Source organism: Frateuria sp. Soil773, from assembly GCF_001428405.1.
GTDB lineage: Bacteria > Pseudomonadota > Gammaproteobacteria > Xanthomonadales > Rhodanobacteraceae > LMSL01.
On sequence record NZ_LMSL01000006.1, the window covers coordinates 19421 to 45755 of the forward strand.

The 26335-nt window shown below is 70.5% G+C and carries 20 protein-coding genes; 13 read left to right on the forward strand and 7 right to left on the reverse strand.

What is annotated here, in order from left to right:
• Nucleotides 1-7: 7 nt before the first annotated feature.
• The 6 genes from ASG87_RS04065 to ASG87_RS04090 all read right to left on the reverse strand — a co-directional run bounded on the left by ASG87_RS04065 (nt 8) and on the right by ASG87_RS04090 (nt 9410).
• A complete protein-coding gene (locus ASG87_RS04065; RefSeq protein ID WP_056001244.1) occupies nt 8-529 on the reverse strand; it encodes a 3-hydroxyanthranilate 3,4-dioxygenase in 522 nt (173 codons plus the stop codon).
• Nucleotides 530-615: 86 nt separating this feature from the next.
• Nucleotides 616-1482 (reverse strand): alpha/beta hydrolase, encoded by an 867-nt coding sequence (locus tag ASG87_RS04070; RefSeq protein WP_056001246.1) that lies wholly within the window; start codon nt 1480-1482, stop codon nt 616-618.
• A 69-nt stretch (nt 1483-1551) separates the two neighbouring features.
• Nucleotides 1552-3441, reverse strand: a complete 1890-nt coding sequence (parE, locus tag ASG87_RS04075; protein ID WP_056001249.1) for a DNA topoisomerase IV subunit B — start codon at nt 3439-3441, stop codon at nt 1552-1554.
• Between the two features lie 55 nt (nt 3442-3496).
• Nucleotides 3497-4657, reverse strand: a complete 1161-nt coding sequence (locus tag ASG87_RS04080) for a CHASE2 domain-containing protein (RefSeq protein WP_056001252.1) — start codon at nt 4655-4657, stop codon at nt 3497-3499.
• Between the two features lie 54 nt (nt 4658-4711).
• Nucleotides 4712-6331: a FecR domain-containing protein gene (locus ASG87_RS04085; RefSeq protein WP_056001255.1), complete on the reverse strand. Its 1620-nt coding sequence runs from the start codon at nt 6329-6331 to the stop codon at nt 4712-4714.
• A gap of 208 nt (nt 6332-6539) precedes the next feature.
• A complete protein-coding gene (locus tag ASG87_RS04090) occupies nt 6540-9410 on the reverse strand; it encodes an ATP-binding protein (RefSeq protein WP_056001257.1) in 2871 nt (956 codons plus the stop codon).
• A gap of 178 nt (nt 9411-9588) precedes the next feature.
• Here ASG87_RS04090 and ASG87_RS04095 point away from each other — a divergent pair, with 178 nt between their 5' ends.
• From ASG87_RS04095 to ASG87_RS04115, 5 genes are all read left to right on the forward strand, one after another.
• On the forward strand, nt 9589-10242 hold the full coding sequence (locus ASG87_RS04095; RefSeq protein ID WP_056001260.1) for a response regulator transcription factor: 654 nt from the start codon (nt 9589-9591) through the stop codon (nt 10240-10242).
• Between the two features lie 305 nt (nt 10243-10547).
• On the forward strand, nt 10548-11114 hold the full coding sequence (locus ASG87_RS04100) for a fimbrial protein (RefSeq protein ID WP_056001263.1): 567 nt from the start codon (nt 10548-10550) through the stop codon (nt 11112-11114).
• A gap of 84 nt (nt 11115-11198) precedes the next feature.
• Complete coding sequence (locus ASG87_RS04105; protein ID WP_056001266.1) at nt 11199-11942, forward strand: fimbria/pilus periplasmic chaperone; 744 nt, start codon at nt 11199-11201, stop codon at nt 11940-11942.
• Between the two features lie 138 nt (nt 11943-12080).
• On the forward strand, nt 12081-14804 hold the full coding sequence (locus ASG87_RS04110) for a fimbria/pilus outer membrane usher protein (protein WP_056001269.1): 2724 nt from the start codon (nt 12081-12083) through the stop codon (nt 14802-14804).
• Between the two features lie 8 nt (nt 14805-14812).
• Nucleotides 14813-15814, forward strand: a complete 1002-nt coding sequence (locus tag ASG87_RS04115) for a fimbrial protein (RefSeq protein WP_157510876.1) — start codon at nt 14813-14815, stop codon at nt 15812-15814.
• A 585-nt stretch (nt 15815-16399) separates the two neighbouring features.
• Here ASG87_RS04115 and ASG87_RS04120 read toward each other — a convergent pair.
• The gene (locus ASG87_RS04120) at nt 16400-18205 is read right to left on the reverse strand and encodes an aminopeptidase P family protein (RefSeq protein WP_056001275.1); all 1806 of its coding nucleotides are present in this window, start codon (nt 18203-18205) and stop codon (nt 16400-16402) included.
• 143 nt (nt 18206-18348) lie between these two features.
• On the opposite strand from ASG87_RS04120, the gene ASG87_RS04125 reads away from it, so the two are divergent.
• The 8 genes from ASG87_RS04125 (at nt 18349) to truD (ending at nt 26251) form a co-directional block, all read left to right on the forward strand.
• Nucleotides 18349-20019 carry a CTP synthase gene (locus tag ASG87_RS04125; RefSeq protein WP_056001278.1) on the forward strand — a complete coding sequence of 557 codons (1671 nt, stop codon included), beginning with the start codon at nt 18349-18351 and terminating at the stop codon, nt 20017-20019.
• Nucleotides 20016-20849, forward strand: a complete 834-nt coding sequence (gene kdsA / locus ASG87_RS04130; RefSeq protein ID WP_056001281.1) for a 3-deoxy-8-phosphooctulonate synthase — start codon at nt 20016-20018, stop codon at nt 20847-20849. Before ASG87_RS04125 ends, kdsA begins: the two co-directional genes overlap by 4 nt.
• 64 nt (nt 20850-20913) lie before the next feature.
• Nucleotides 20914-22227 carry a phosphopyruvate hydratase gene (gene eno, locus ASG87_RS04135; RefSeq protein WP_056001284.1) on the forward strand — a complete coding sequence of 438 codons (1314 nt, stop codon included), beginning with the start codon at nt 20914-20916 and terminating at the stop codon, nt 22225-22227.
• Nucleotides 22228-22247: 20 nt separating this feature from the next.
• Nucleotides 22248-22577, forward strand: coding sequence for a cell division protein FtsB (ftsB, locus tag ASG87_RS04140; protein WP_056001287.1), 330 nt, complete (start codon nt 22248-22250; stop codon nt 22575-22577).
• A complete protein-coding gene (gene ispD, locus ASG87_RS04145) occupies nt 22574-23272 on the forward strand; it encodes a 2-C-methyl-D-erythritol 4-phosphate cytidylyltransferase (protein ID WP_056001492.1) in 699 nt (232 codons plus the stop codon). The genes ftsB and ispD overlap by 4 nt, the downstream gene beginning before the upstream one ends.
• A 10-nt stretch (nt 23273-23282) precedes the next feature.
• Complete coding sequence (gene ispF / locus ASG87_RS04150) at nt 23283-23756, forward strand: 2-C-methyl-D-erythritol 2,4-cyclodiphosphate synthase (RefSeq protein ID WP_056001290.1); 474 nt, start codon at nt 23283-23285, stop codon at nt 23754-23756.
• A complete protein-coding gene (gene mgtE, locus ASG87_RS04155; protein WP_056001293.1) occupies nt 23753-25195 on the forward strand; it encodes a magnesium transporter in 1443 nt (480 codons plus the stop codon). The genes ispF and mgtE overlap by 4 nt, the downstream gene beginning before the upstream one ends.
• Nucleotides 25196-25237: 42 nt before the next feature.
• Entirely contained in the window at nt 25238-26251 is a 1014-nt protein-coding gene (truD, locus tag ASG87_RS04160) for a tRNA pseudouridine(13) synthase TruD (protein WP_056001296.1), read from the forward strand.
• The last annotated feature ends 84 nt before the right edge of the window (nt 26252-26335 follow it).

Below are 26335 nucleotides of genomic sequence, written 5' to 3' on the forward strand. Positions count from 1 at the left end.
GCGCCGGTCAGGCGTACTTCGCGGGCGCCGGGTTCAGGTGCCCGCAGCGGGCGCAGGTGCGCGCCTCGGGGGAGCGGTAGAAGCGCTCGAACACCGGCGGGAAATCCCGCTCGATGCTGTCGAGCGTGAAGTACTCCTCGTACAGCTTGTGGTTGCAGCGTTCGCAGAACCACAGCAGGCCGTCCTTCTCGTGCGCGAGGCGCCGCCGCTCGATCACCAGTCCGATCGAATCGGCCATGCGCTGCGGCGAGTGCGGCACGCGCGGCGGCAGGTAGAACATCTCGCCGGCGCGGATCGGCAGGTCGCGCGCCACGCCGTCGTCCTGCACCTTCAGCACCATCTCGCCCTCGAGCTGGTAGAAGAATTCCGGACCTTCGTCCCAGTGGTAGTCGGTGCGCGCGTTGGGGCCGCCCACGATCATCACGATGAAGTCGCCGTCGACGATGCATTTGTTGCCGACCGGCGGCTTGAGCAGGTGGCGGTGCTCGTCGATCCAGCGTTGCAGGTCGAAGGGAGGGGCGAGGGCCATGCGCGCGGTCCGTGGAAGATCGGCCTACCTTAGCGCCGGCGCGCCGCCGAGCAAAACGCCGGCGTCGTCGTGGCGGCCGCCGCGGGTCAGGGGGCGCCCGCCAGTTTCCGCGACCGCAGCCATCCTTCGAACTCCTGCAGCCAGTGCGCGCTGCCGGTGTCCGGCCGGCGTGCCGCGAAACCGTGGCCGCCGGCGTCGTAGACGTGGACCTGCGGCTTGTTGCCGGCCTTGACCAGGGCCTGCCGGAAGCGCGTCATCGCGTCGCCGGCCGTGTCGTCGTCCTTCGCCCAGGCCATGAAGACCGGCGGCAGGCCGGCGGGAACGGGGGGCATGGACTCGAACGGCGCGCCATACACCAGGGCCGCGAAATCCGGGCGCAGGGCGGCATCCTTCTGCACCAGCACTTCGCTGGCGATCATGCCGCCGGCGGAGAAGCCCAGCAGGCCGATCCGGTTCGGCGCCACGTGCCATTGCGCGGCATGCCGGCGCACCAGCCGGAGCGCCTGGACGGCGTCGGCGATGCCCCAGCGGCAGGCGCGGTCCTCGCTCAGGTCCTTCGGCATGCCTTGCCCTGGCTTGTGCAGGAGGCGGTACTTCAGCACGAAGGCGGCGATGCCCACGCGCTGCAACCGGCGCGCCACGTCCCTGCCTTCGCCGTCCATCACCAGCGAGATGCAGGCGCCGCCCGGCGCGATCACCACGCCGGTGCCGGTGGCGTGGCCGTGTCCGGGCAGGTAGGCGGTGAGCGTCGGCGTCACCACGTTCTCGATCACGGTGCCGATGGGGCGGCCATCGACCTGCTGGTCGGGGAACGCCTGCTCGTGCCATGTCCATTGCTCCGAGCCGGGTGCGACGCCGGGCCAGAGCTTGACGACGTCCTGGGCAAGGGCACGCCCGCCGGCCAGGCAGCAGGCGAGGGCGAACGCGAATCGCGCGATGGCCGCACGCATCATGGGGAGGCGCTCCGACGGAAGCCGTCCGCACGATACCCGTGTACCGGGCCGCGGCGACCGTGCCGATGGTTATACCTCCAGCGTGGCGAGGTCGCCCTTTTCCTCCAGCCAGCTCTTGCGGTCGCCGGCGCGCTTCTTCGCCAGCAGCATGTCCATCAGCTTCGCGGTGCCTTCGCCGTCGTCCACGGTGAGCTGCACCAGCCGGCGCGTGTCGGGGTGGATGGTGGATTCGCGCAACTGCGGCGGGTTCATCTCGCCCAGGCCCTTGAAGCGGGTGACGCTGACGGCGCCCTTCATCTTCTCGCGCTCGATGCGGTCGAGCATCGCCTGCTTCTCGCCCTCGTCCAGGCAGTAGAACACCTGCTTGCCCACGTCCACGCGGAACAGCGGCGGCATCGCCACGAACACGTGGCCCTCGCGCACCAGCGCGGGGAAGTGGCGCAGGAACAGCGCCGACAGCAGGGTGGCGATGTGCAGGCCGTCGGAGTCGGCGTCGGCGAGGATGATGACCTTGCCGTAGCGCAGGCCGGTGAGGTCGTCTTTGCCCGGGTCGCAGCCGATCGCCACGGCGAGGTTGTGCACTTCCTCGGAGGCCAGCACCGAGGTGGACTCCACCTCCCAGGTGTTGAGGATCTTGCCGCGCAGCGGAAGGATCGCCTGGAACTCCTTGTCGCGCGCCTGCTTGGCGCTGCCGCCAGCCGAGTCGCCCTCGACCAGGAACAGCTCGGTGCGGGTGAGGTCGGTGGCGGTGCAGTCGGCCAGCTTGCCGGGCAGGGCGGGGCCCTGGGTGATCTTCTTGCGCACCACCTGCTTGGCCGCCTTCAGGCGCGCGCTGGCACGCTCGATGGCGAGCTGGGCGATCTTCTCGCCGAGGTCCACGTGCTGGTTCAGCCACAGGCTGAAGGCATCGTGGATCACGTTCTCGACCATGCCGGCGGCCTGGCGCGAGGACAGCCGCTCCTTGGTCTGGCCGGCGAACTGCGGGTCCTGCAGTTTGGCGCTGAGCACGAAGGCGAGGCGCTCCCATACGTCTTCCGGCGCCAGCTTCACGCCGCGCGGCAGCAGGTTGCGGATGTCGCAGAACTCGCGGATCGCGGTGGTCAGGCCGGTGCGCAGGCCGTTGACGTGGGTGCCGCCCTGCGCGGTGGGAATCAGGTTGACGTAGCTTTCCTGCACCAGCTCGCCTTCCGGCAGCCAGGTCAGCGCCACCTCCAGGCCCTCGACGTCGCGCGCCATGTGGTGCACGAACAGGTCGTTGGGCAGCGCCTCGGCGCCGTCCAGCTCGCCGCGCAGGTAGTCGCGCAGGCCGTCCTCGTAGTACCACTCGACCACTTCGCCGCTGGCCTCGTCGGTGAGCTTCACGCTGAGGCCGGCGCACAGCACGGCCTTGGCCCGCAGCAGGTGCTTCAGCTTGGGCAGCGAGATCTTCGGCGAGTCGAAGTACTTCGGGTCGGCCCAGAAGCGCACGGTGGTGCCGGTCTTCTTCTTCGGCACCGAGCCGATCACGTCCAGCTCGCTGACGCGGTCGCCGTGCTCGAAGGCCATGCGGTATTCGCTGCCGTCGCGGCGGATCGTCACTTCCACCCGCTGCGACAGCGCGTTCACTACCGACACGCCGACGCCGTGCAGGCCGCCGGAGAAGTTGTAGTTCTTGCCGCTGAACTTGCCGCCCGCATGCAGCCGGGTGAGGATCAGCTCGACGCCGGGGACGCCTTCCTCGGGATGGATGTCCACCGGCATGCCGCGGCCGTCGTCGCTGACCTCCACCGAGCCGTCGTCGCGCAGAATCACCTCGATCGACTTCGCATGGCCGGCCAGCGCCTCGTCTACCGAGTTGTCGATCACCTCCTGCGCCAGATGGTTCGGGCGGGTGGTGTCGGTGTACATGCCGGGGCGGCGCTTGACCGGATCCAGGCCGGAGAGGACTTCGATGTCGGCGGCGTTATAGCGACTGCTCATGCGGGAAGATCGGCGGAATCTAAACGATGCAGCATGGCGAGGGCTGCGGGCAGGGTCAAGCCTGTTCTGCGGCGTCGGCACCCGCGGCGGCGCGTCGCACGAAGAGATGCCAGCCGGCGAGCCCGGCGCCGATGACCAGCACGCAGCCGGCCGGCGGCCACCACAGGTAGCCGATCCGCAGCAGGCACAGGTCCAGCGCCAGGATCAGCACGACGGCCGCGAGCGCGGCGCGCCATGCGCGGCGGAACCCGGGCAGCCCGTAGAGCAGCAGGGGCAGGGCCAGCATGCCGCTGCCGAGCAGGAACTGGCCGAGGAAGCCCAGCGGCGTGACCAGCAGGCCGCGGCGCAGCGACTCGTAGATGTTGGCCTGGTATTCCACGCCGGGCATCGCCGAGATGGGGGTCTGGATGATGTCGCCCATGCCTTCGGCGGTGGCTCCGACCAGCACCGAGCGTCCTTTCAGCAACGCGGCGGGCGCGCTGCCGTCGAGCACGTCGCTGTAGGACACCCGGCCGAACCTGCCGGCGGTGCCGGCGTAGCGCAGCAGCACGTAGTTGTCGCGCTTCCACAGGTAGGGCGAGGCGTCATCGGGCGACGGATCGCGCATGCCCGGCAGCGGGCGCTGCGCCTGCGCGGCCGGCTGGCCGAGCCCGTACAGCGCCAGCGCCAGCGCGGGCCAGTAGGCGCGGCCCAGCCCGGCGCGCAGGTAGGCGCCGCGGACCAGGCCGTCCGGGTCCTTGGCGACGTCGACGTGGCCGATCGCGGCGGCCTGTTCGGCGAGGGCCGGGATGGGCAGCATCTCCTCGATCGGGCCGCCCAGGTCGGCGGACTCGGCGAACATCGGCATCACCACCTTGCCTTCGCGCCGCATGGCCTGCGCCAGCAGATGGTCGTTCTCCGGCTGCCCGGTATCGGCCGCGGGCATGGTCACGTCCATGCCGATGGCGCGCACGCCGGCCGCGGCCAGGCGATCGACCAGGCGCGCATGCACCGAGCGCGGCCAGGGCCAGCGGCCCACGGCGTTGAGGCTCTTGGAGTCGATCGCCACGATGACCAGGTCGTTGCCCGGCGCGTACGGCCAGTAGCGCAGGTGCTGGTCGTACAGCGCGGTATCCAGCCGCCACGTCGCGCCGCTGGCGAGCAGCAGGGTGAGCGTGCCGACGCCGGCCATCCAGACCGTGCCGCGGACCAGCCAGGCGAAGGCGCCGAAGGGCATCAGCGCCCCGCCGTCGCATCGCGCCGGCCGCTGCCCCCGCGGCTCATGCGCGGATCACAGCAGCAGCCAGAGCAGGGCGGCGGCGCCGCCGACGACGGCGATGCGGCAGCCCAGGCAGGACAGCCGGACTTTCTGCACCGGCCCCCACGGGCCGGCATAGCCGTCGGGTTCGACGGTCTGCACGCGCACGTACCAGGTGCCGGAACCGGGCTTGGGAATCTGCAGGCTGGCCTGGTCCACGGTCTGGTCCACCGCCGGATGCGCGAAGGCGGGATCGCGGTCCAGTTGCACGTGGTAGCGCTGGCCCGGCTCGCCGGCCTGCCAGCCCAGGCTCAGCTGGCGCCGGGTGCTGCTGGGCTTGCCGACTTCCGGGCTCGGCGGCTGCGGAACCAGCTCGAACGGCAGGGCGGCGCTGTACGGCCCCAGCTTGCCGTTGCCGTCGCGGCTGGCGATGCGCCAGTAGTAGGTGCCGTAGGGCAGCGACTGCGGCGCGCGCACGTGGTCGCCGGTGAGGGCCGGCTTGTCGGCGAGGACCCGGGTGAACGCCGCGTCGGCGGCCAGTTGCCAGGCGTAGGACACGGCCTGCTCGCTTTCGGTCCAGCGGAAGCGCGGGCGCGTGTCGCGCACCTTGCTGCCGGACTGCGGCTCGACGACGAGCGGCGGCTGCGGATGGCCGTTGATGCGCAGGGTGCAGACGGCGTCCTGGCCTTCGAGCTGCTGCGCGTCGATGCCGTGCACGCGCACGGCGTATTCGCCGTCGGGAAGGTCGGGCAGGCTGGCGTGGGCGGAGTCGCTCAGCCGGTCCACCAGCAGGGCCTCGAAGCGTTCGCTGGCCGCCACCTGCACGCGGTAGCGCGAGGCGCCGGCCAGCACCGGCCAGCCGAGCTGGTACGGCACCTGGACGATCGGCCGCGCCGGGCAATGCAGCGCCGGCGGCGGCAGCAGCGGCTGCGCCCGGCCGGGCCGGGCGCCGTCGGCGACCGCGATGCCGCGTCCCTTTTCGACCAGGGTGTGGCGGCGCGCGCCGGACACGTCGATGCGCCCGGTCAGCACCTCGGTGCGCGAGCGGTGCGCGCCGGCGTCGGCGGCGACGCGGAAGTGCGTGCCGCGCACGCTGGAGGTGGTTCCCGGCGTCTCCACACTGAAGTGCGCGGCGGAGCCGGTCATCGGGGTGACCGTGCTGGACACGCGCCCGTGCTGCAGGCGCAGGCGGGTGTCCACCATGCCGGTGCGGCCATAGGCGCTCATGCGGTCGAGCTCCATGGCGCTGTCCTGCAGCATCAGCACGCGCGAGCCGTCGGCGAATTCGAGGGTGAGGCTGGTATCCGCGCCGGTGACCAGGCGGGCGCCGTAGCCGAGCTGCATGCCCGGCTGCAGCGCCAACGGCTGCGCCTCACCGGGCAGTTGCGCATGCGCGCTGCCGATCACCGCCACCACCTTGGCCTTGGCCGGCTGCACGCGCAGCCATGCGACCGGGATCTGCAGGCGCATGCCCGGCGGCAGGTGGTAGGGGTCGGCGACCTTGTTGTACTCCTGCAGCTTCTGCCAGGGCATGCCAGGCTTCAGGTAGCGGCTGGAGAGATCCCAGATGTTGTCGCGCGGGCGTACGCGGTAGGTCCAGTCCGTGGCCTGGGCGGCCGGAACCGTGGAGATCGCCAGCAGTGCCGCGGCCATCCAGCGCCCGGCTTTCCTGCTCCGTATCCGAGGCAGCATGGCAGTTCCTTCACAAGTCGTCCCGCGGCAGCCAGGGCCGCGGCGGCGGTGCGCACCCCCCGCGCTTCGAACGGATCGCAGGTCGGCCTTGGTCCCGGGGCCGTCGCTGCGATGCCATTGGTTGGGGCGCGATTGTGATGCAGCTCGCACCGCGATGCCAAGAATCGGGCTAGCCGGCCGGCAGCGAAGCCGCCGGCTGGTCCAGCCGGTCGAGCAACTGGCGCAGGTCGTCGAGGTAGGGCGGCAGCCGCCGCAGGACGTCCGGCTCGCCGCCGGCCTGCAGGATCTCGAGCCATTGCCGGCCCTCGGCGAGCAGTTCGTCGTCGCAGAACAGTTGCAGGGCGCCGAGCAGGCGATGCAGCCACTGCGCGGCGGCCTGCGCGTCGTCGTCGTCGATCGCCTGGCCGAGCCTGAGCAGGTCGGCGTGGCCGGTTTCGCGCAGCGTGCGCAGCAGGTCCGCCTTGAGGGCCTGCATGGCCGGGTCGTCGAACAGCCGGTCGGCGGCGACGGGCGGGACGCCGGCGGACGGCCGCTGCGGCTGGACCTGCTCCGGCATCCATGCGGCGATCTTCTCCGCCAGTTGGTGCAGTTGCACCGGCTTGTCGAGGTAGTCGTCCATGCCGGCGTCGCGGCAGCGCCGGCCTTCGCCGTCGAGCGCGCTGGCGGTCATCGCGACGATGGGCAGGCGCGTGAAGCTGCCGGTCTCCGCTTCGTGGCGGCGCCAGGACGAAGCCAGTTCGTAGCCGTCCATCCGGGGCATCTGGCAGTCGGTCATCAGCATGGCGTAGCGGCCCTGCCGCAGCGCCTCGTACGCTTCGTGGCCGTCGCCGACCACGTCGCAGGGCCAGCCGAGCAGTTCGAGCTGGCGGCGCACCAGGGTCTGGCTGACCGGATGGTCCTCCGCCACCAGGATCCGCCCGCGCCCCTGCCCGCGGGCGGGTTCGGCGGCAGCGGGGGCCGGTCCGTGGAAGCTGCGCGGGCGCGGCGATAGCGGCGCCAGACCCATCTCGCAGGCGCGCGCCACCGACCGCCACTTCAGCGGATTGGCGCCGAGCTGGATGCGCTCGCCTTCGACCTGGGGCGCGCCCAGCGCGGCGGCGTCGGCATCGACGGCGATGGCTTGCGCCGCGACCAGCGGCGGGCTCGTTTCGTCGTCGCGGTCGACGAACAGCAGGTTGGCGGCCAGGCCGCTGCGCAGCGGTTGCGCCGGCGGGACCTGCTCCACGGTAAGGCCGAGCGCGAGCAGGTGGTCGGCCAGGGCCGCCGCGACCGCCGGCGCGGCGAGCCGCACGATCGCGTGCCGCCCGGCGAGGCCCGGCGGCCGTTCCACGTCGCGGCGTTCCACCGGCAGGCGCAGCTCGACCGTGACGGTGGTGCCGGCGCCGGGCTCGCTGGTCAGCTTGATGCTGCCGTCCATGAGCTGGATCAGGTGGCGGCAGATCGCCAGGCCGAGGCCGGAGCCGCCGTAGCGCCGGGTCGTCCACGATTCCGCCTGCGAGAACGGGGTGAACAGGTTGACCTGCTTGTCGGCGGCGATGCCGATGCCGGTATCGGCCACGCTCAGGCGCACGCGCTGCGAGCCGCCGTCGTCGCCGATCACCCGCACGCCGACCGAGACGCTGCCGGAGTCGGTGAACTTGCCGGCGTTGTTGAGCAGGTTCAGCAGGATCTGCCGGATCCGCACGCTGTCGCCGACCAGTTGGCCGGCCAGCGCGGCGTCGACGGCCACCTGGATGCGCAACCCCTTCTTGTGCATGTGCGTGGCCATCATGCCGACCACGTTGTCGACCAGCGTGCGCAGGTCGAAGGGCGCGTCGTCCAGGCGCAGGTCGCCCGCTTCGAGCTTGGAGAAGTCCAGCACGTCGTTGAGCACCTGCAGCAGCACGCCCGCCGAATCCTCCACCGCGTGCAGCAGTTCCTGCTGCTCGGCGTCGAGCCGGGTGTGCCGGAGCAGTTCGAGCATGCCGATGACGCCGTTCATCGGCGTGCGGATCTCGTGGCTCATGGTGGCGAGGAAGTCGGCCTTGGCCTTGGAGGCGCGCTCGGCGGCGTCGCGCGCCGCGCGCAGGGCCTCGTTGTGCGCGTTGATGCCGGTGGTGTCGATGAAGTACCCGCTCCAGTGCACGCTGCCGTCGGGCAGCGCGCGCGGCGCCATGACGAGGTGCAGCCAGCGCAGCCCTTCCTCGCCGTAGGCGCGGAAGTCCAGCGTGTGGACGCTCGCGTCGCGCCGCGCGCGGATCAGCAGGCGCCGCACGCGCGACTTGTCCTCGGGATGGATGCGGTCACCGAAGGGCCAGTCGCGCAGGGCGTCGCCCGCTTCGACCAGATCCTGCGGCGCGAGGCCGAACAGCGCGCGCAGGTCGCCGGCCAGGAACAGCAGCCGGCGTCGCCCGCCCGCGTCCAGCGACACGGTGAACACCAGCACCGGAACGTGGTGGGCGATCTCGAGCAGGCTCTGCTCGGCGGCGCGGGCGGCCTGTTCGCGCTGCTGGAAGCGGGTGACGTCCAGCAGCACGCCGAGCGAGCCGACCACGCCACGGTCGTCCACGCGCACCGGGCAGTCCCACCACAGGCCGGCGCGATGGCTGCCGTCGCCGCCGGTGTAGGCGATCTCGCATTGCCGTCCCTGTCCGGCCTCGACCACCGCCAGGCTGGACTGGTGCAGCCGTTGCCGGGTCGGTTGCGCGCCCTCGATCTCGAACGGGCCGTGATCCGGCAGCGCGAGGCTGGTCCTGCCGATGGCGTCGGCATCGATGCGGATGTCGCGTCGGCTGGCCGCGTTCAGCATCAGGTAGGCGCCGTCGCGGTCCTTGACCGTCACCGGAAAGGGCAGGCTGTCGAGCAGCGCCTGCGCATACGCCTGCTGCTGGGCCAACTGCCGCCGGCCGCGCGCGAGCCGGGTGCGCTCGACGTGCACCCGCCACAGCAGTGCCAGCGCCAGGCCCGCCGACACCGCCAGCAGCGCCGCCAGGCAGTACACCGCGATGGCGGTGGGCGCCAGCGCGACGTCGATCCATGCAAGGGCTGGGGTGATGGGCATTTCGATAGTCACGAAGCGAACCGGGAACCTGCGGATGCCCGCAGCATCTCAGGAAACATGGGCATATGCGTCAACCTGTCTTCACACCGGCGGCGCATGCCCCCGCTACCATACGTGCACGACGGGCGCTGCGACATGCGTCCGGCTTAGGTTGTATGCGTACCAGGGATAGAAATACATGGTGGACATCGTCATAGCCGACGACCATCCGGTGGTTCTGATGGGCATCAAGGCATTGCTGGACAGCCAGGGCGATGCCTTCCGCATAGTCGGGGAAGCGCACAACGGCGGTGAATTGCTCAAGGTGCTGGCCGAGCGGCCCTGCGGCCTGCTGATCACCGATTTCTCGATGCCCGACGAGCAAGGCTCCACCGACGGCCTGATCCTGCTCCAGCGCCTGCGCCGCGATTTTCCCTCCTTGCCCGTCGTCGTGCTGACGATGGTGCACAACCCCACGCTCATCCGCGGCATGCTCGCCGCCGGCGTGAAGGGCGTGGTGGACAAGGGCGGCATGATGACCGAACTGCTGCTCGCCATCCAGGCCACGGTGAACGGCCGCGACTACCTGAGCGGTCGCTACCGCGCCGGCCTGGTGGAGCCGGACGTCTCCGGCGCGGAAGCGTCCGAGGCGCTCGCCGGCCAACTGTCGGCGCGCGAGGCGGAGATCGTGCGCCTGTTCGCGAGCGGGCTCTCGATCACCCAGATCGCCGAGCACGTGCACCGCAGCGTCAAGACGATCAGCCAGCAGAAGAACGACGCCATGCGCAAGCTCGGCTTCACCAGCAACAGCCAGCTCTACGAGTACGCGCGCGCGAGCGGCCTGCTCGCCTGAAAACCGCCTGGCGACGATGCCGGGCCGGGCCTTCTCCCGAGGGCGCGGCCTAGCGTTTGCGCGCGCGCGTTTCCGTGCGCAAGTTGGCGGAATTTTAGGAAAAATCCGATGTTTTCGTGATCGCCATCACAATACCTTGGGGCTCTCGACAATTTGTGCGTCGGGAAAAGACAGGGGGAGCCGCGGGCTCCTGCCATGAAGAACTCCGGCGAGCGCGTGGCTTGCCACGTGCCCGGCGTCGGTTCGTGTTGGCGCGGTGCAGAGGCGTCCCCCTGGTTCCACCAGCCTCTACACAAGGACTCTCCGTGAAAACCTCGATCCTTTCCGCCGCGCTGGCCGTCTCCCTCGGCGTGTTCGCGCTTTCCCCCTCGTCGGCCAAGGCCGCCGACGGCACCATCACCTTCAACGGCAAGATCACCGGCCAGACCTGCGACATCAACGGCAACGGCACCGGTGGCAAGGACTTCACGGTCACCCTGCCGACCGTGTCCAAGAGCACGCTGACCAACGCGGGCGACTGGGCGGGCCGTACCCCGTTCAGCATCGCGCTGAGCAATTGCTCGCCGGCCACCGGCAACGTCGCCACCTACTTCGAACCGGGCGCCAGCGTCGATCTGGCCACCGGCCAGCTGATCGTCGACAGCGGCGCGAACGCCGCCACCAACGTGGAGCTGGGCCTGCTGAACGGCGACACCACCGCGATCTCGGTGGGCGCTACCACCAGCGGCGCCGACAGCTCCAATTCGAAGCCGGTGGCGCTGTCCAACGGCGCGGCCACGCTGAACTACTACGTCCAGTACGTGGCCCACCAGGGCTCGGCCACCGAGGGCGACGTCGCCAGCCGCGTGCAGTACACCATCGTCTACAACTGACGCTGGCGTCCGTGCGACCGGCGGCATGCCGCCGGTCGCACGGACGGATGACGGCTCCCCGTTCCCATCCGAAGGCTTCCCCCGATGAAACTCTCCTTCCGGCTCGCCTCGGGCCTGGCGCTCGCGCTGCTGCTGGCCCAGTCCGCGTTCGCCAACGTAATCATCAACGGTACCCGCGTGGTCTATCCGGGCGGCGAGCGCGAGGTCACCATCAAGCTGACCAACAACGGCGACGCGCCGGCGCTGGTGCAGGCATGGCTGGACGGCGGCAACCCGAAGGTGACCCCGGACAAGAGCGACGCGCCGTTCGTGCTGACCCCGCCGATCACCCGCATCGAGCCGCGCAAGGGGCAGACCCTGCGCCTGATGTACACCGGCCAGCCGCTGCCGCAGGACAAGGAGTCGGTGTTCTGGCTGAACGTGCTGGAAGTGCCGCCGTCGCCGACTGGCGAGGGCGCGAAGAACTATCTGCAACTGGCGTTCCGCTCGCGCATCAAGGTGTTTTTCCGCCCGGGCGGGCTGCCGGGGCGCGCCAACGATGCGCCGGGCCAGTTGCACTGGCGCGTGGTGCCGTCGGCGGACGGGCACGGCCTGTCGCTGGAGTGCAGCAACCCCACGCCCTACCACGTTTCCTTCAGCCGCATGGGCGTGGTCGCGGCGGGCCGCAGCTACGTGTCCGCGCAGGGCGGCATGGTCGCGCCGGGCGCCAGGGCGGCGTTCCCGCTGCCGGGTCTGGCCCAGCCGCCGGCCGCCGGCGCCGAGGTGGATTTCACCGCGATCAACGACTACGGCGGCGACGTGGCGCTGAAAGGGAAGCTTGAGCCCTGAGCCCCGGCATCGGTCCGCATCGCCGCCGCCGTCGCCAGGCCAGGGACCACCGCAACAACGAGTAAGGACGCACGAGCCGTGACGAAATTGCACAAACGACAAGAAGGAGGACGCAGGCTGCCGCACAGGCCGCTCGCGGTGCTGATCGCCTTCGCGCTGGGTGGCGTTTCGACCGGCGCGCTGGCCGCCGTGGACGCCGCCGCGCCGGCGACGATCGAGCCGGCCAACGCCTCGTTCAACAGCGCCTTCCTGGCCGGCGGCACGCAGGACGTCGACCTGTCGCGTTTCGAGCACGGCAACCCGGTGCTGCCGGGCGACTACCTGGTCGATCTCTACGTCAACGGCAACTGGGTCGGCAACGAGAACGTACGGTTCCGCGCCGAGGATGCCAAGAGCAGCGCGCGGCCGTGCTTCGACGCGCAGCAACTGGAACGCTACGGCATCGATACCGGCAAGCTGGACCCGGCGGTGCTCGTGCGCGGCGACTGCCAGCGCATCGAGCGATGGGTGCCGCAGGCGCAGAGCAGCTATGACGGCGCGGAACTGCGGCTGGACCTGAGCGTGCCGCAGGCCGTGCTGCGCCGCACCGCTCGCGGCTACGTGGCGCCGCGCTACTGGGACCGCGGCGTGACGGCCGGCATGCTCGGCTATTCCTTCAACAGCTTCCGCATGCGCAACGACGCGGCGGCGATCGTCGACAACACGGTGATCGGCCCCGACGGCAAGGCCGTGCCGGCCGGCGGCGCGATTCCCGCCGGCAGCGTCATCGGGCGCGGCGGCGAGCCGATCCCGGCGGGCAGCGTGTTCGCGGCCGACGGCGGGATCATCGGGCCGGACGGCAGGCGCATCACCGCGCCGGCGCGCATGGGCAGCCGCACGCAGGATTCGGCCTACCTGGGCCTCAATGCCGGGCTCAACCTGGGCGACTGGCAGTTCCGCCACAACTCGTCGGTGACCTGGCAGAGCGGGCAGGGGCGCCGCTGGCAGAGCATCGCCACCTACGCCCAGCGCAATTTCGCGGACATCCGCAGCCAGTTGACGATCGGCGAGGCCAACACCAGCGGCGAGCTGTTCGACACGGTGGCCTTCCGCGGCGCGCAACTGGCGTCGGACGACCGCATGCTGCCCGATTCGCTGCGCGGCTACGCGCCGGTGGTGCGCGGCGTGGCGAGCACCAACGCGCGCGTCGAGATCCGCCAGAACGGCTACCTGATCTACCAGACCACGGTGGCGCCCGGCGGCTTCGAGATCAACGACCTGTACCCCACCGGGTACGGCGGCGATCTGGCGGTGACGGTGACCGAGGCGGACGGGCGCCAGCACAGCTTCTCGGTGCCGTATTCCTCGGTGGCGCAACTGCTGCGCCCGGGCATCGGCCGCTACAGCGCGACCGTGGGCCAGGTGCGCGAGACCTACCTGCACAGCCACCCGTGGCTGCTGCAGGGCACCTACCAGCGCGGCTTCACCAACGTGCTGACCGGCTATGCCGGCGCGGTGCTGAGCAAGGGCTACGGCGCCGTGCTGGTCGGCGGGGCCTTCAACACGGCCTACGGCGCCTTCGCGGTCGACCTGACCCATGCGCACGCGCAACTGCCGGGGCAGGGCAGCTCCAGCGGGCAGAGCCTGAAGATCGGCTACAGCAAGCTGCTGACCGAGACGAACACCAATTTCTCGGTGGCGGCCTACCGCTACTCCACGTCCGGCTACCTGGGCCTGCAGGACGCCCTGCTCATGCGCGACCTGGCGCGCCGGGGCCTCGGCACCGCGGCGGTGCAGCGCCAGCGCAACCGCTTCGAGCTGACCCTGAGCCAGACGCTGGGCAGCGCCGGTTCGCTGTACGTCACCGGCTCGGTGCGCGACTACTGGGGACGCCGCGGCACGGACACGCAGTACCAGGCCGGCTACAACAACCACATCGGCAGCCTCAGCTATACCGTTTCGGCGGCGCAGACGCGCGACGTGTTCGGCATGCGCGAGACGCAGTACTACCTCAACTTCTCGCTGCCGCTGGGCCGCGCCGAGCATGCGCCCTCGCTGAGCGGCATGTTCGCGCACAGCAACCGCGGCTACAGCACCAGCCAGCTCGGCCTCACCGGCAGCGCCGGCGCGGACGACAATTTCAACTACGGCGTCACCGCCGGCCACGATACCCGCAGCGGCAGCAGCGGCGCGCTGAACGCGCAGTACCGCAGCCCGTACTCGACGCTGAGCGCCACCTACGCGCAGGGCTCCGGCTACCGCCAGGCGTCGCTGGGCGCGAACGGCGCGCTGGTGGTGCACGGCGGCGGCGTCACCTTCAGCCCGCAGCAGGGCGAGACCATGGCCTTGGTCGAGGCGAAGGACGCGAAGGGCGCGCGGGTCACCAACTACTCCGGCGTGCGCATCGACGGCCGCGGCTATGCGTTGATCCCCTACCTCACGCCCTACAGCCTCAACACGGTGCAGCTCGATCCGAAGGGCATCTCCACCGACGTCGAGCTGCAGAGCACCAGCCAGCAGGTGGCGCCGTACGCCGGCGCCGTGGTGAAGGTGATGTTCAGCACCAGCAGCGGGCGCGCCGCGCTGATCCACGCGCTCGACGCCGCGGGCCAGCCGCTGCCGTTCGGCGCCGAAGTGCTCGATGCGCAGGGGCGCGACGTGGGCGTGGTGGGCCAGGCCAGCCGGCTGTACCTGCGCGGCCTGGCCGACAGCGGCCGGCTGCTGGTGAAGTGGGGCGCGCAGCCCGACCAGCAATGCCGCATCGACTACCGCTTGCCGGTGCGCGACAAGCACGCCAAGCCGGTGTTCTACGACACGCTGGAGGCGGCCTGCAGCCCTGCCGCCGCCACCGGCGCGTCCCCCACCTCGGTGTCCAGCCGATGAGCCAGAACATGAACCCCCATCCGTCCCGCGTGTTCCGGGCCTGCCGATGCTGGCTGGCCGTCCTGCTGCTGATGGGCATGCCCTCGGCGTGGGCCGCCTGCAGCATGAACCGGAACTGGCAGGACCCCCACGTGAACATGGACCTCGGGCGGGTGGTGATCCCGCCGGACCTGCCGGTGGGCGCCACGATCGTCACCTGGTCCACCCGCATCAGCCAGCCCGGCACGGCGATGTCGTGCGACTGGTACGGCGGCGCCACGGTATACGCCGACGTGGTGCAGGGGCAGGCGGTGCCGGGCTACAGCAAGGTGTTCACCACCGGCGTCCCGGGCGTAGGCATCCGGATGTCGCGCAAGACGGCCAACGCGGCCACCACCATGGTCTACCCGGACCGCTTCAACGCCTCGGCCAACACGTCCTACACGCTCGACGCCAGCACCTTCGTCGTCGAGCTGATCAAGACGGCGCCGGTCACCGGCAGCGGCCCCCTGGTGGCCGGGCAGTATTCGAGCTACCACCTCGCGTCGGACCCCTCGCATCCGCTGCTGACCACCTGGGTACGCGGCGAGGGCATCACCATCATCTCGCCTTCGTGCCTGGTGGACGCCGGCTCGAAGAACATCGCCGTCAAGTTCGGCAGCGTGCCGCAGAGCAGCTTCGGCGGCGTCGGCACCACCGCGGCGGAACGCGACTTCACGATCAGCCTGCAGTGCCAGCAGAGCCCGGGCAACATCTTCGTGCGGCTGGACGCCACGGCCGACCCGTCCAACAGCCCCGGCGTGCTGCAGATCACCCAGGGCCCGCAGGCCGCCAAGGGCGTGGGCATCCAGGTGCTGGACGCGCGCGACAGCCGGCCGGTTAGCTACGGCGGCAGCATCAGCGCGGGCAGCAGCCCGGTCGGGGCGAACACCTTGCGGGTGCCGTTCAAGGCGCGCTATTACCAGACCGGCAGCGCCGTTGCGCCGGGCGACGCCAACGGCACGGCCACCTTCACCATCCAGTACCAGTAAGAGCCTGTTGAAAGTCTCCAAACATCCCCCTACGAAGCGTCATCCCAGCGGCTCTCAACGGCCGCAGGGCCGGTCAAGCTGGGATCCAGTGCCTTTAGGCTTTGGGGAAGGGAACGTCGCTGGATGACCGGCCCTTCGGCTGTTGAAAAGCGCCTCGCAGGAATGACGAGCGGAGCGTGAGGGGATTCCAGCCCGACAGGGAGACTTTGAACAGGCTCTGAGGACGGAACCCATTGCCGGGATGCCGGCAACCGGCCATTTTAGGAATCGTCCGATCCCATTCGGCCGGCCGGGCCGACAGAATGGGCGTCGAAAGCGGGATGCGCACCGGCGTCGAGGGACGTCCGGCGGACGGCGCGGCAGCTTACGGTTTTCCACATGCCCACGGATGGACATGGGTCAACGAGCTTACGTTGACGGCAGGCATAGCCCACCCCCTGTGTCATTGCCTGCTGGAATCTAGACGAGGGAAGCCAGGGAATGCTGGATCGATGGCGGGCGCGGCCGTGACGCCGGCTGCCATCGATCCGGCCGGCTGCACGGCATGCGGCCCGCGCAGCGGCGGGGAATGTCGAAGCAGGTAGGTCAGCCGGCCAGCGGGGCGCAGTGGCGCTCCAGCCAGGCCAGATCGGCGCCGTCCAGCAACGGGCCGAGCGCAGCCCGCACGGTGGCGTGGTAATCGTCCAGCCAGGCGCGTTCCTCGGGATTGAGCAGGCCCGGCTCCAGCGCGCGCCGGTCGAACGGGCACAGGGTCAGCGTCTCGAAGGCGTAGAACTCGCCGAACTCGGTGCGGTCGGCCTCGACCACCACGGCCAGGTTCTCGTGGCGGATGCCGTGGCGCGCGGGCTTGTACAGCCCCGGCTCGATCGAGGTGATCATGCCCGGCTCCAGCGCCACCAGGGCGCCGCCGGCGACGGGCGGGCGGATCGACTGCGGGCCCTCGTGCACATTGAGGAAGTAGCCCACGCCATGGCCGGTGCCGTGGCCGTAGTCCATGCCGCTGGCCCACAGCGGCGCGCGCGCCAGCGCATCGAGCTGCGGGCCGCTGGCGCCCTTCGGGAAGCGCGCGCGCGACAGCGCGATCATGCCCTTCATCACCAGCGTGGCGTCGCGGCGCTGCTCCGGCGTGGTCTCGCCCAGCGCCAGCACGCGGGTGACATCGGTGGTGCCGCCCAGGTACTGGCCGCCGGAATCGACCAGCAGCAGCCCGCGCCGCTGCAGCGCGCTGTGCGCCTCCGGCGTGGCGCGGTAGTGCGGCAGGGCGCCGTTGGCCTCGTAACCGGCGATGGTGGCGAAGCTTTCGCCGACATGGCCCGGTTGGGCCGAGCGTTCCTCGTGCAGCAGGGTGTCCACGTCCAGCTCGGTCTGCGTCATGCCGGCGGCCAGGCGCTCCTCCAGCCGGCGGAACGCGCGCACCAGCGCGGCGCCGTCGCGGCGCATCACCTCGCGCACGTGCTCCAGCTCGGCCGGGCTTTTGCGCGCCTTGAAGGCGGTGCTCGGGTTGGCCGCCTCGATCCGCTTCACCGCCGGCCGGATCGCCGCGGCGACGGCGCACACCACGCGGCCGGCGTCCAGCAGCAGGGCGTCGCCGTCGCCCAGTTCGCCCAGCGCGTCGGTGACCGCGGCGTAGTCGGCGATGCGCACGCCGTCGGCCGCCAGCGCGGCGACCAGGGCGTCGCTCAGCTTGGCGCGGTCGACGAACAGCGTGGCCGGGCCCTCGCCCTGCACCAGCAGGTGGGCCAGGAAGACCGGGTTGCATTCGACGTCGCTGCCGCGCAGGTTGGTCAGCCAGGCGACGTCGTCGAGGCTGGAGACCAGGTGGTGGGTGGCGCCGTGCTTGCGCATCGCGGTGCGCAGGCGCGCGAGCTTCTCCGCGCGCGGCGTGCAGGCGTGGCCGATCGCGTGCTCGAACACCGCCGCCTTCGGCAGCGCCGGGCGTTCGGCCCACACCGTCGCCGGCAGGTCCAGGTCGGTGCGCAGGGTGGCGCCGGCTTCGCCCAGCAGGCGTTCGATCTGCCGCTGCGTGGCCACCGCCAGGCTGTCGCCGGCCACCGCCACCGTGTCGCCCTCGCGCAGGTGCTGCTGCAGCCAGGCCAGGTGCTCGGGCGCGTGCGCCACCCGCTGCTTCATCAGGGCGACGCCGCTGCCGGCCAGTTGCCGCTCGGCCTGCGAGAAATAGCGCGAATCGGTCCATACGCCGGCATGGTCGGCGGTGACCAGCAGGGTGCCGGCCGAGCCGGTGAAGCCGGACAGCCACTCGCGCGCGGCCCAGTGCCCCGGGAGGTACTCGGACAGGTGCGGATCGGCGGTGGGGACGAGGCAGGCGGCGACGCCATGCTGCTGCATGGCCTGGCGCAGGGCGGCGAGGCGGGCGGAAACGGGGCTGTTCATCCGTTCATGCTAGCAGGCGCCATGCGCGGTTTTCCCGCGTGCGCGGGCGTCGCAGATGAATCGATCGGACGAATTTGCCCGGGGTGTCTCGCGGCCCGGGCCAACTGCCGCTAAAATGCCGATTTCCAGCACGGCTGCAACTCATGACCCCCCTGATTTTCGTCACCGGCGGTGTGGTGTCCTCGCTTGGCAAGGGCATCGCCGCGGCGTCGCTGGCTTCCATCCTGGAAGCGCGTGGCCTCTCGGTCACCATGATGAAGCTCGATCCGTACATCAACGTGGATCCGGGCACCATGAGTCCCTTCCAGCACGGCGAGGTCTACGTGACCGACGACGGCGCCGAGACCGACCTCGACCTCGGCCACTACGAGCGCTTCGTGCACACCCGCCTCACCGGCAAGAACTCGATCACCACCGGCAAGATCTACGAGAGCGTGATCCGCAAGGAGCGACGCGGCGATTACCTGGGCGCCACCGTGCAGGTGATCCCGCACATCACCGACGAGATCAAGCACTGCATCCACGAGGCCACCCGCGGCTTCGACGTGGCGCTGGTGGAGATCGGCGGCACGGTAGGCGACATCGAGTCGCTGCCGTTCCTGGAGGCGATCCGTCAGTTGCGCATCGAGCACGGCCCGGAGAAGTGCCTGTTCATGCACCTGACCCTGGTGCCGTTCATCAAGGCCGCCGGCGAGATCAAGACCAAGCCCACCCAGCATTCGGTGAAGGAACTGCGTTCGATCGGCATCCAGCCCGACGTGCTGCTGTGCCGCTGCGAGGAGCCGCTGCCGGAAGGCGAGCGCCGCAAGATCGCGCTGTTCACCAACGTGCCGGAGCAGGCGGTGATCAGCGCCGCCGACGTGGACGTGATCTACAAGCAGCCGCTGTGGCTGCACCAGCAAGGGCTGGACGACATCGTGGTGAAGCGGCTCGGCCTGGACGCGAAGCCGGCGGACCTGTCCGCCTGGCAGCGCACGGTCGATGCGGTGGAGCATCCGAAGGACGAGGTCACCGTCGCCATCGTCGGCAAGTACGTCGAGCACAAGGACGCCTACAAGTCGCTGGGCGAGGCGCTGCGCCACGGCGGCATCAAGCAGCAGACGCGGGTCAACCTGGCCTGGATCGACTCCGAGCAGATCGAAGCCGAGGGCGCCGCCAAGGTGCTGGGCAAGGTCGACGCGGTGCTGGTGCCGGGCGGCTTCGGCAAGCGCGGCTTCGAGGGCAAGGTGCTGGCGGCGAAATACGCGCGCGAGCACGGCGTGCCGTACTTCGGCATCTGCTACGGCATGCACGCGGCGGTGGTGGATTTCGCGCGACACGTGGCCGGTCTCGCCGACGCCGATTCCAGCGAGAACGACCGCAATACGCCCAACCCGGTGATCGCCCTGATCACCGAGTGGACCACCTCCAGCGGCGAGGTGGAGCAGCGCAGCGAGCGCTCCGACCTCGGCGGCACCATGCGCCTGGGCGCGCAGGAGTGCCGGCTCAAGGCCGGCACGCTGGCGCGCGAGCTGTACGGGCAGGACGTGGTGCGCGAGCGCCACCGCCACCGCTACGAGTTCAACAACCGCTACCGCCAGAGCTTCGAGGACCTGGGGCTGGTGATCTCCGGCAAGTCGATGGACGACCTGCTGGTGGAGATCGTCGAGCTGCCGGCGCAGAAGCACCCGTGGTTCCTGGGCTGCCAGGCGCACCCGGAGTTCACCTCCACCCCGCGCGACGGGCATCCGCTGTTCATCGGCTTCGTTCACGCCGCGCGCGAGTACAAGGCGGTGCGCGAGGGCGAGGCGCTGGCGAAGGAGGCGACGGCATGAAGCTCTGCGGCTTCGAGGTGGGGCTGGACAGGCCGCTGTTCCTGATCGCCGGCCCGTGCGTGGTCGAGTCCGAGCAGTTGCAGATCGACACCGCCGGCACGCTGAAGGAGGTCACCGCCCGGCTCGGCGTGAACTTCATCTTCAAGTCCAGCTTCGACAAGGCCAACCGCTCCTCCGGTGCCAGCTTCCGCGGCCCGGGCATGGAGGAGGGACTGCGGATCCTGGGCGAGGTGAAGCGCCAGGTCGGCGTGCCGGTGCTCACCGACGTGCACGAGTACACCCCGTTCGGCGAAGTCGCGTCGGTGGTGGACGTGCTGCAGACCCCGGCCTTCCTGTGCCGGCAGACCGATTTCATCCAGGCCGTGGCGCGCGCCGGCAAGCCGGTGAACATCAAGAAAGGCCAGTTCCTCGCGCCGTGGGACATGAAGCACGTGGTCGCCAAGGCCAAGGCCGTGGGCAACGACGACATCCTGGTGTGCGAGCGCGGCGCCAGCTTCGGCTACAACAACCTGGTCTCGGACATGCGCAGCCTGAGCGCGATGCGCGAGACCGGCTGCCCGGTGGTGTTCGACGCCACCCACTCGGTGCAGTTGCCGGGCGGGCAGGGCGCCAGCTCCGGCGGCCAGCGCGAGTTCGTGCCGGTGCTGGCGCGCGCGGCGGTCGCCGCCGGCGTGGCCGGCCTGTTCGCCGAGACCCATCCGGACCCCAGCAAGGCGCTGTCCGACGGCCCCAACGCGTGGCCGCTGGGCAAGATGGAGGCGCTGCTGGAAACCCTGGTGGAGCTGGACGCCGTGACCAAGCGGCACGGCTTCCTCGAACAGACGCTGTAGCGATGCCGCGCCCAGCCGCGGCGCGGTTGCATTTTCCTTCGACACTTCATCCCACTGGATTCCCATGACCACTGAGATCGCCCGCATCCACGCCCGTGAAATCCTCGACTCGCGCGGCAACCCCACGCTGGAAGCCGAAGTGACCCTGGCCGGCGGCGGCTTTGGCCGCGCGGCCGTGCCGAGCGGCGCTTCCACCGGCACGCGCGAGGCGGTCGAACTGCGCGACGGCGACAAGGCGCGCTACCTGGGCAAGGGCGTGAAGAACGCGGTGGGCAACGTCAACGGCGCCATCGCCAGCGCGCTCAAGGGCTTCGACGCGGCCAACCAGGGCGACCTGGACGCGAAGCTGATCCAGCTCGACGGCACGCCGAACAAGGGCAAGCTGGGCGCCAACGCCATCCTCGGCGTGTCGATGGCCGCCGCCCATGCGGTGGCGGCGCAGCGCAGGCAGGCGCTGTGGCAGTACCTGGCCGAGATCAACGGCACCACCGGCAAGCCCGGCGCGCTGCCGGTGCCGATGATGAACATCATCAACGGCGGCGCCCACGCCGACAACAACGTCGACGTGCAGGAATTCATGGTGCTGCCGGTGGGCGTGCCCAGCTTCGCCGAGGCGCTGCGCGCCGGCGCGGAGATCTTCCACGCGCTGAAGAGCGTGCTGAAGGGCAAGGGCCTCAACACCGCCGTGGGCGACGAGGGCGGCTTCGCGCCGGACCTGCGCTCCAACGTCGAGGCGCTGGACACCATCCTCGAAGCCATCCACAAGGCCGGCTACAAAGTCGGCAGCGAGATCCTGCTCGGCCTCGACGCGGCCAGCTCGGAATTCTTCAAGGACGGCAAGTACGACCTGGCAGGCGAGGGTAAGGCCTACACCCCCGAGCAGTGGGTCGACGTGCTGGCTGGCTGGGCCCGGCAGTATCCCATCGTCACCATCGAGGACGGCATGGCCGAGGGCGACTGGGCCGGCTGGAAGCTGCTCACCGACGCCATCGGCAAGAACGTCCAGGTGGTGGGCGACGACCTGTTCGTCACCAATCCGGCGATCTTCAAGGAAGGCATCGACAAGGGCATCGCCAACGCCATCCTGATCAAGGTCAACCAGATCGGCACGTTGTCCGAGACGCTGGAAGCCATCGCCATGGCGGATGCCGCCAAGTACGCGGCGATCATCTCGCACCGCTCGGGCGAGACGGAGGACACCACCATCGCCGACATCGCGGTCGCCACCACGGCCACCCAGATCAAGACCGGCTCGCTGTGCCGCACCGACCGCGTGGCCAAGTACAACCAACTGCTGCGCATCGAGGAGGCGCTGGGCGCCGCCGCGCGCTACGCCGGCCGCGACGCCTTCCCGAACCTGGCCCACCTGCCGGGCTGAACCAAGGTAGCCGAGCAGCCATGCTGCGCTGGATCGCCCTGATTCTGATCGCCGTCCTGATCGGCCTGCAGCTCAAGCTGTGGGGCCGCAGCGGCGGCATGGGCGAAGTGCGGGCGCTGCGCGCATCGGTGAGCAAGCAGAACGACGACAACGAACGCCTGCGCCAGCGCAACCAGGCGCTGGCGGCCGACGTGGACGACCTCAAGCACGGCGAGCAGGCGGTGGAAGCGCGCGCGCGCGCCGAGCTGGGGCTGATCAAGCCGGGCGAGACGTTCTACCAGGTGGTGGAAAAGCCCGGCGCCGCCAGCAGCGCGGCGCCGCCGGCCGCCACCGATACCGGCGGGCACTGACCATGCCGGCCCTGTGGTGCGTGGTGCCGGCAGCCGGGCGCGGCACGCGCGTCGGCGGCGATGTCCCCAAGCAGTACCTGCCGCTGGCGGGCCGGCCGCTGATCCTGCATACGCTGGAACGGCTGGCGGCGCACCCGCGGATCGCCGGCCTGCTGGTGATCCTGGGTGCGGGCGACGCCCACTGGCCTGGCCTGGACCGGCTCGGCGGCAAGCCGGTGCTGACCGCCACCGGCGGCGCCGAACGCTGCGACTCGGTGCTCGCCGGGCTGGACGCGCTGCCGGCGGCGGTGGCCGGCGACGACTTCGTGCTGGTGCACGACGCCGCACGCCCCTGCGTGCGCGCGGCCGACATCGACCGCCTGGTCGAGCAGGCCGGGCGTGGCGACGGCGGCCTGCTCGGCGCGCCGCTGCGCGACACGCTCAAGCGGGCGGACGCGCACGGGCGCAGCCTGCGGACCGAGCCGCGCGAGCAGCGCTGGCGCGCCTTCACGCCGCAGATGTTCCGTCGTGCTCAACTGGCGGCAGCGCTGCGCGATGCGGCACGCCGCGGAGCGGTGGTGAGCGACGAGGCGATGGCGATGGAACAGGCCGGTTTCGCGCCGCTGCTGGTGGAGGGCGCCGAGGACAACCTCAAGGTGACCACCGCGGCGGATTTCGCGCTGGCCGAGTTCCTCCTTTCAAGGACCCGTGCATGAAGGTGCTGCAATGAGAATCGGCCAGGGTTTCGACGTGCACGCGTTCGGCGAGGGCGACCACGTGATGCTCGGCGGCGTGCGCGTGCCGCACCGGCGCGGCGTGGTCGCGCACTCGGACGGCGACGTGGCGATCCATGCGCTGTGCGACGCGATCTTCGGCGCGCTGGCGCTGGGCGACATCGGCCGGCACTTCCCGCCCTCGGACGAGCGCTGGCGCGACGCGGACAGCCGGCGGTTCCTGCGCCACGCGGCGATGCTGATGGCGCAGCAAGGCTACGCGCTGGGCAATGCCGACCTCACCGTGATCTGCGAGGCGCCCAAGGTCGGCCCGCACGTGCAGGCGATCCGCGAGCGCCTCGCTGCCGACCTGGAGTGCGAGGTCGGCCGCATCAGCGTCAAGGCCACCACCACCGAGAAGCTCGGGTTCTGCGGCCGCGGGGAAGGCATCGCGGCGCAGGCCTGCGTGCTGCTGGAGCGCGCATGAGCGAGGCCGAGGTCCGCAGCTCGACCCACCGCCTCCACGAGCAGTTGGAGGCGATCGTCGAGCTGCTGCGCAAGCAGAAGCTGGTCGAGCAGGTGGCGCACAACCAGCACGGCGCGCACCAGGACCTGGTCGAGGGCCTGGTGCACCGGCAGAACCAGGCCGAGCTGCAGCGCCACCTGGACGAGCTGCACCCGGCCGACATCGCCTTCATCCTCGAATCGCTGCCGCCGGACGATCGCCTGGCGATCTGGCAACTGGTGAAGGCCGACCGCGACGGCGAGATCCTGCTGGAAGTGTCCGACGCGGTGCGCGAGTCGCTGATCGCGGACATGGACCAGGGCGAGATCATGGCCGCGGTCGAGCCGCTGGACGCGGACGAACTGGCCGACCTGGTCGAGGACCTGCCCACCGAGGTGCTGCCCGAGCTGATGGCCAGCCTCGACGCGCAGCAGCGCGAGCGGGTGCAGTCGGCGCTGTCCTGGGAGGACGACCAGATCGGCGCGCTGATGGACTTCGAGATGGTCACCATCCGCGAGGACGTCAGCCTGGAAACCGTGCTGCGCTACCTGCGCCGGTTCGAGGAACTGCCGGCGCAGACCGACAAGCTGTTCGTGATCAACCAGGACAACCTGCTCACCGGCGTGCTGCCGCTGCACTGGCTGCTGGTGAACTCGCCGGAGAAGATGGTCAGCGCGGTGATGGCGCCGGACGTCAACACCTTCCATCCGGCCGACGACGCCTACGAGGTGGCGCAGGCGTTCGAGCGCTACGACCTGGTGACCGCGCCGGTGGTGGACGACAACGGCCACCTGATCGGCCGCATCACCATCGACGCGATGGTCGACGTGATCCGCGAGGAGAGCGAGAGCGAAGCCCTGAGCCGCGGCGGCCTGCGCGAGGAGGAGGACATCTTCGCCTCGGTGTGGGCGAGCCTGCGCAACCGCTGGTCGTGGCTGGCGATCAACCTGGTCACCGCCTTCATCGCCTCGCGCGTGATCGGCCTGTTCGAGGGCTCGATCCAGAAGCTGGTGGCGCTGGCGACGCTGATGCCGATCGTCGCAGGCATCGGCGGCAACTCCGGCAACCAGACCATCACCATGATCGTGCGCGCATTGGCGCTGAACCAGATCAGCGCCGAGAGCGCCAAGCGGCTGTGGCGCAAGGAACTGGCGGTGGCCCTGCTCAACGGGCTGGTGTGGGGCGGGGTGATCGGCGTCGTGGCCTGGCTGCTGTACGGCAGCGTCTCGCTGGGCCTGGTGATGACCGCTGCGATGACCCTGAACCTGCTGCTGGCGGCGTTCTGCGGCGTCGGCATCCCGGTGCTGATGACCCGGTTCGGCCGCGACCCGGCACTGGGTTCCAGCGTGCTGATCACCGCGATGACCGACAGCGGCGGTTTCTTCATCTTCCTCGGGCTGGCCACGCTGTTCCTGATGTAGCCCGTCCTATCGTCCGTGGCCGGCGCGACCGGCGGAGTGCGCATGTCTTCCATCGAGCTTCCCCATGCCTACGGCGAGCCGCCGCTGACCGCGCGGCTGCGCGCCGCGCCGGAGGATTTCGTCGTCGAGGAGATCCTCGGCTACGAGGCCGACGGCGAGGGCGAGCACGCCCTGCTGTGGGTGGAGAAGCGCGGCCAGAACAGCGACTGGGTGGCGCGCGAGCTGGCGCGCTTCGCCGACGTGTCGCCGGTCGGCGTCGGCTACGCCGGCAGCAAGGACCGCCACGCGGTGACCCGGCAGACCTTCTCCGTGCAACTGGCCGGCAAGTCCGATCCGGACTGGTCGGCGTTCCCGCACCCGGAGGTGAAGGTGCTGGCCGCCGCGCGGCACAAGCGCAAGCTCAAGCGCGGCGCCCTGCGCGGCAACCGCTTCGTGCTGGTGCTGCGCGACGTGCAGGGCGACCGTACGGCGGCCGAACAGGTGCTGCGGCAGATCGCCGCCCGCGGCGTGCCCAACTATTTCGGCGAGCAGCGCTTCGGCCGCGAGGGCGGCAACGTGGCGCAGGCGCGCTCGATGTTCGGCGGCCGCCGGGTCGACCGCAACACCCGTTCGTTCCTGCTGTCCGCCGCGCGCTCGCACATCTTCAACAGCGTGCTGGCGGCGCGCGTCGAACGCGGCGCGTGGGACGCCCCGCTGGACGGCGAGATCTGGTCGCTGGCCGGCTCGCGCTCGTGGTTCGGCCCGGAACCGTTCGGCGAGGCGCTGGCCGAACGGCTGGGGCGCGGCGACATCCACCCGTCCGGCCCGCTGTGGGGGCAGGGCGAGCCGCCGAGCGCGGGCGATGCCGGCGCGCTCGAACGCGAGGTGGCCGCGGCCCATGCCGACCTGGCCGAAGGGCTGGCCGCCGCGCGGATGGACCAGGAACGCCGCGCGCTGCGCCTGCTGCCGAAGGAACTGCGCTGGCGCTGGCTGGACGACGATGCGCTGGAACTGTCGTTCGAGCTGCCGGCGGGCGCGTATGCGACGGTGGTGGTGCGCGAATTGGCGGAGAGCTAAGAGCCTGTTCAAAATCTTCGTGCGTTGCCCGAAACTGGGAGGATGAGAAAAAGCTATCCCAGTGACATCAGCCGCAAGCAGTTC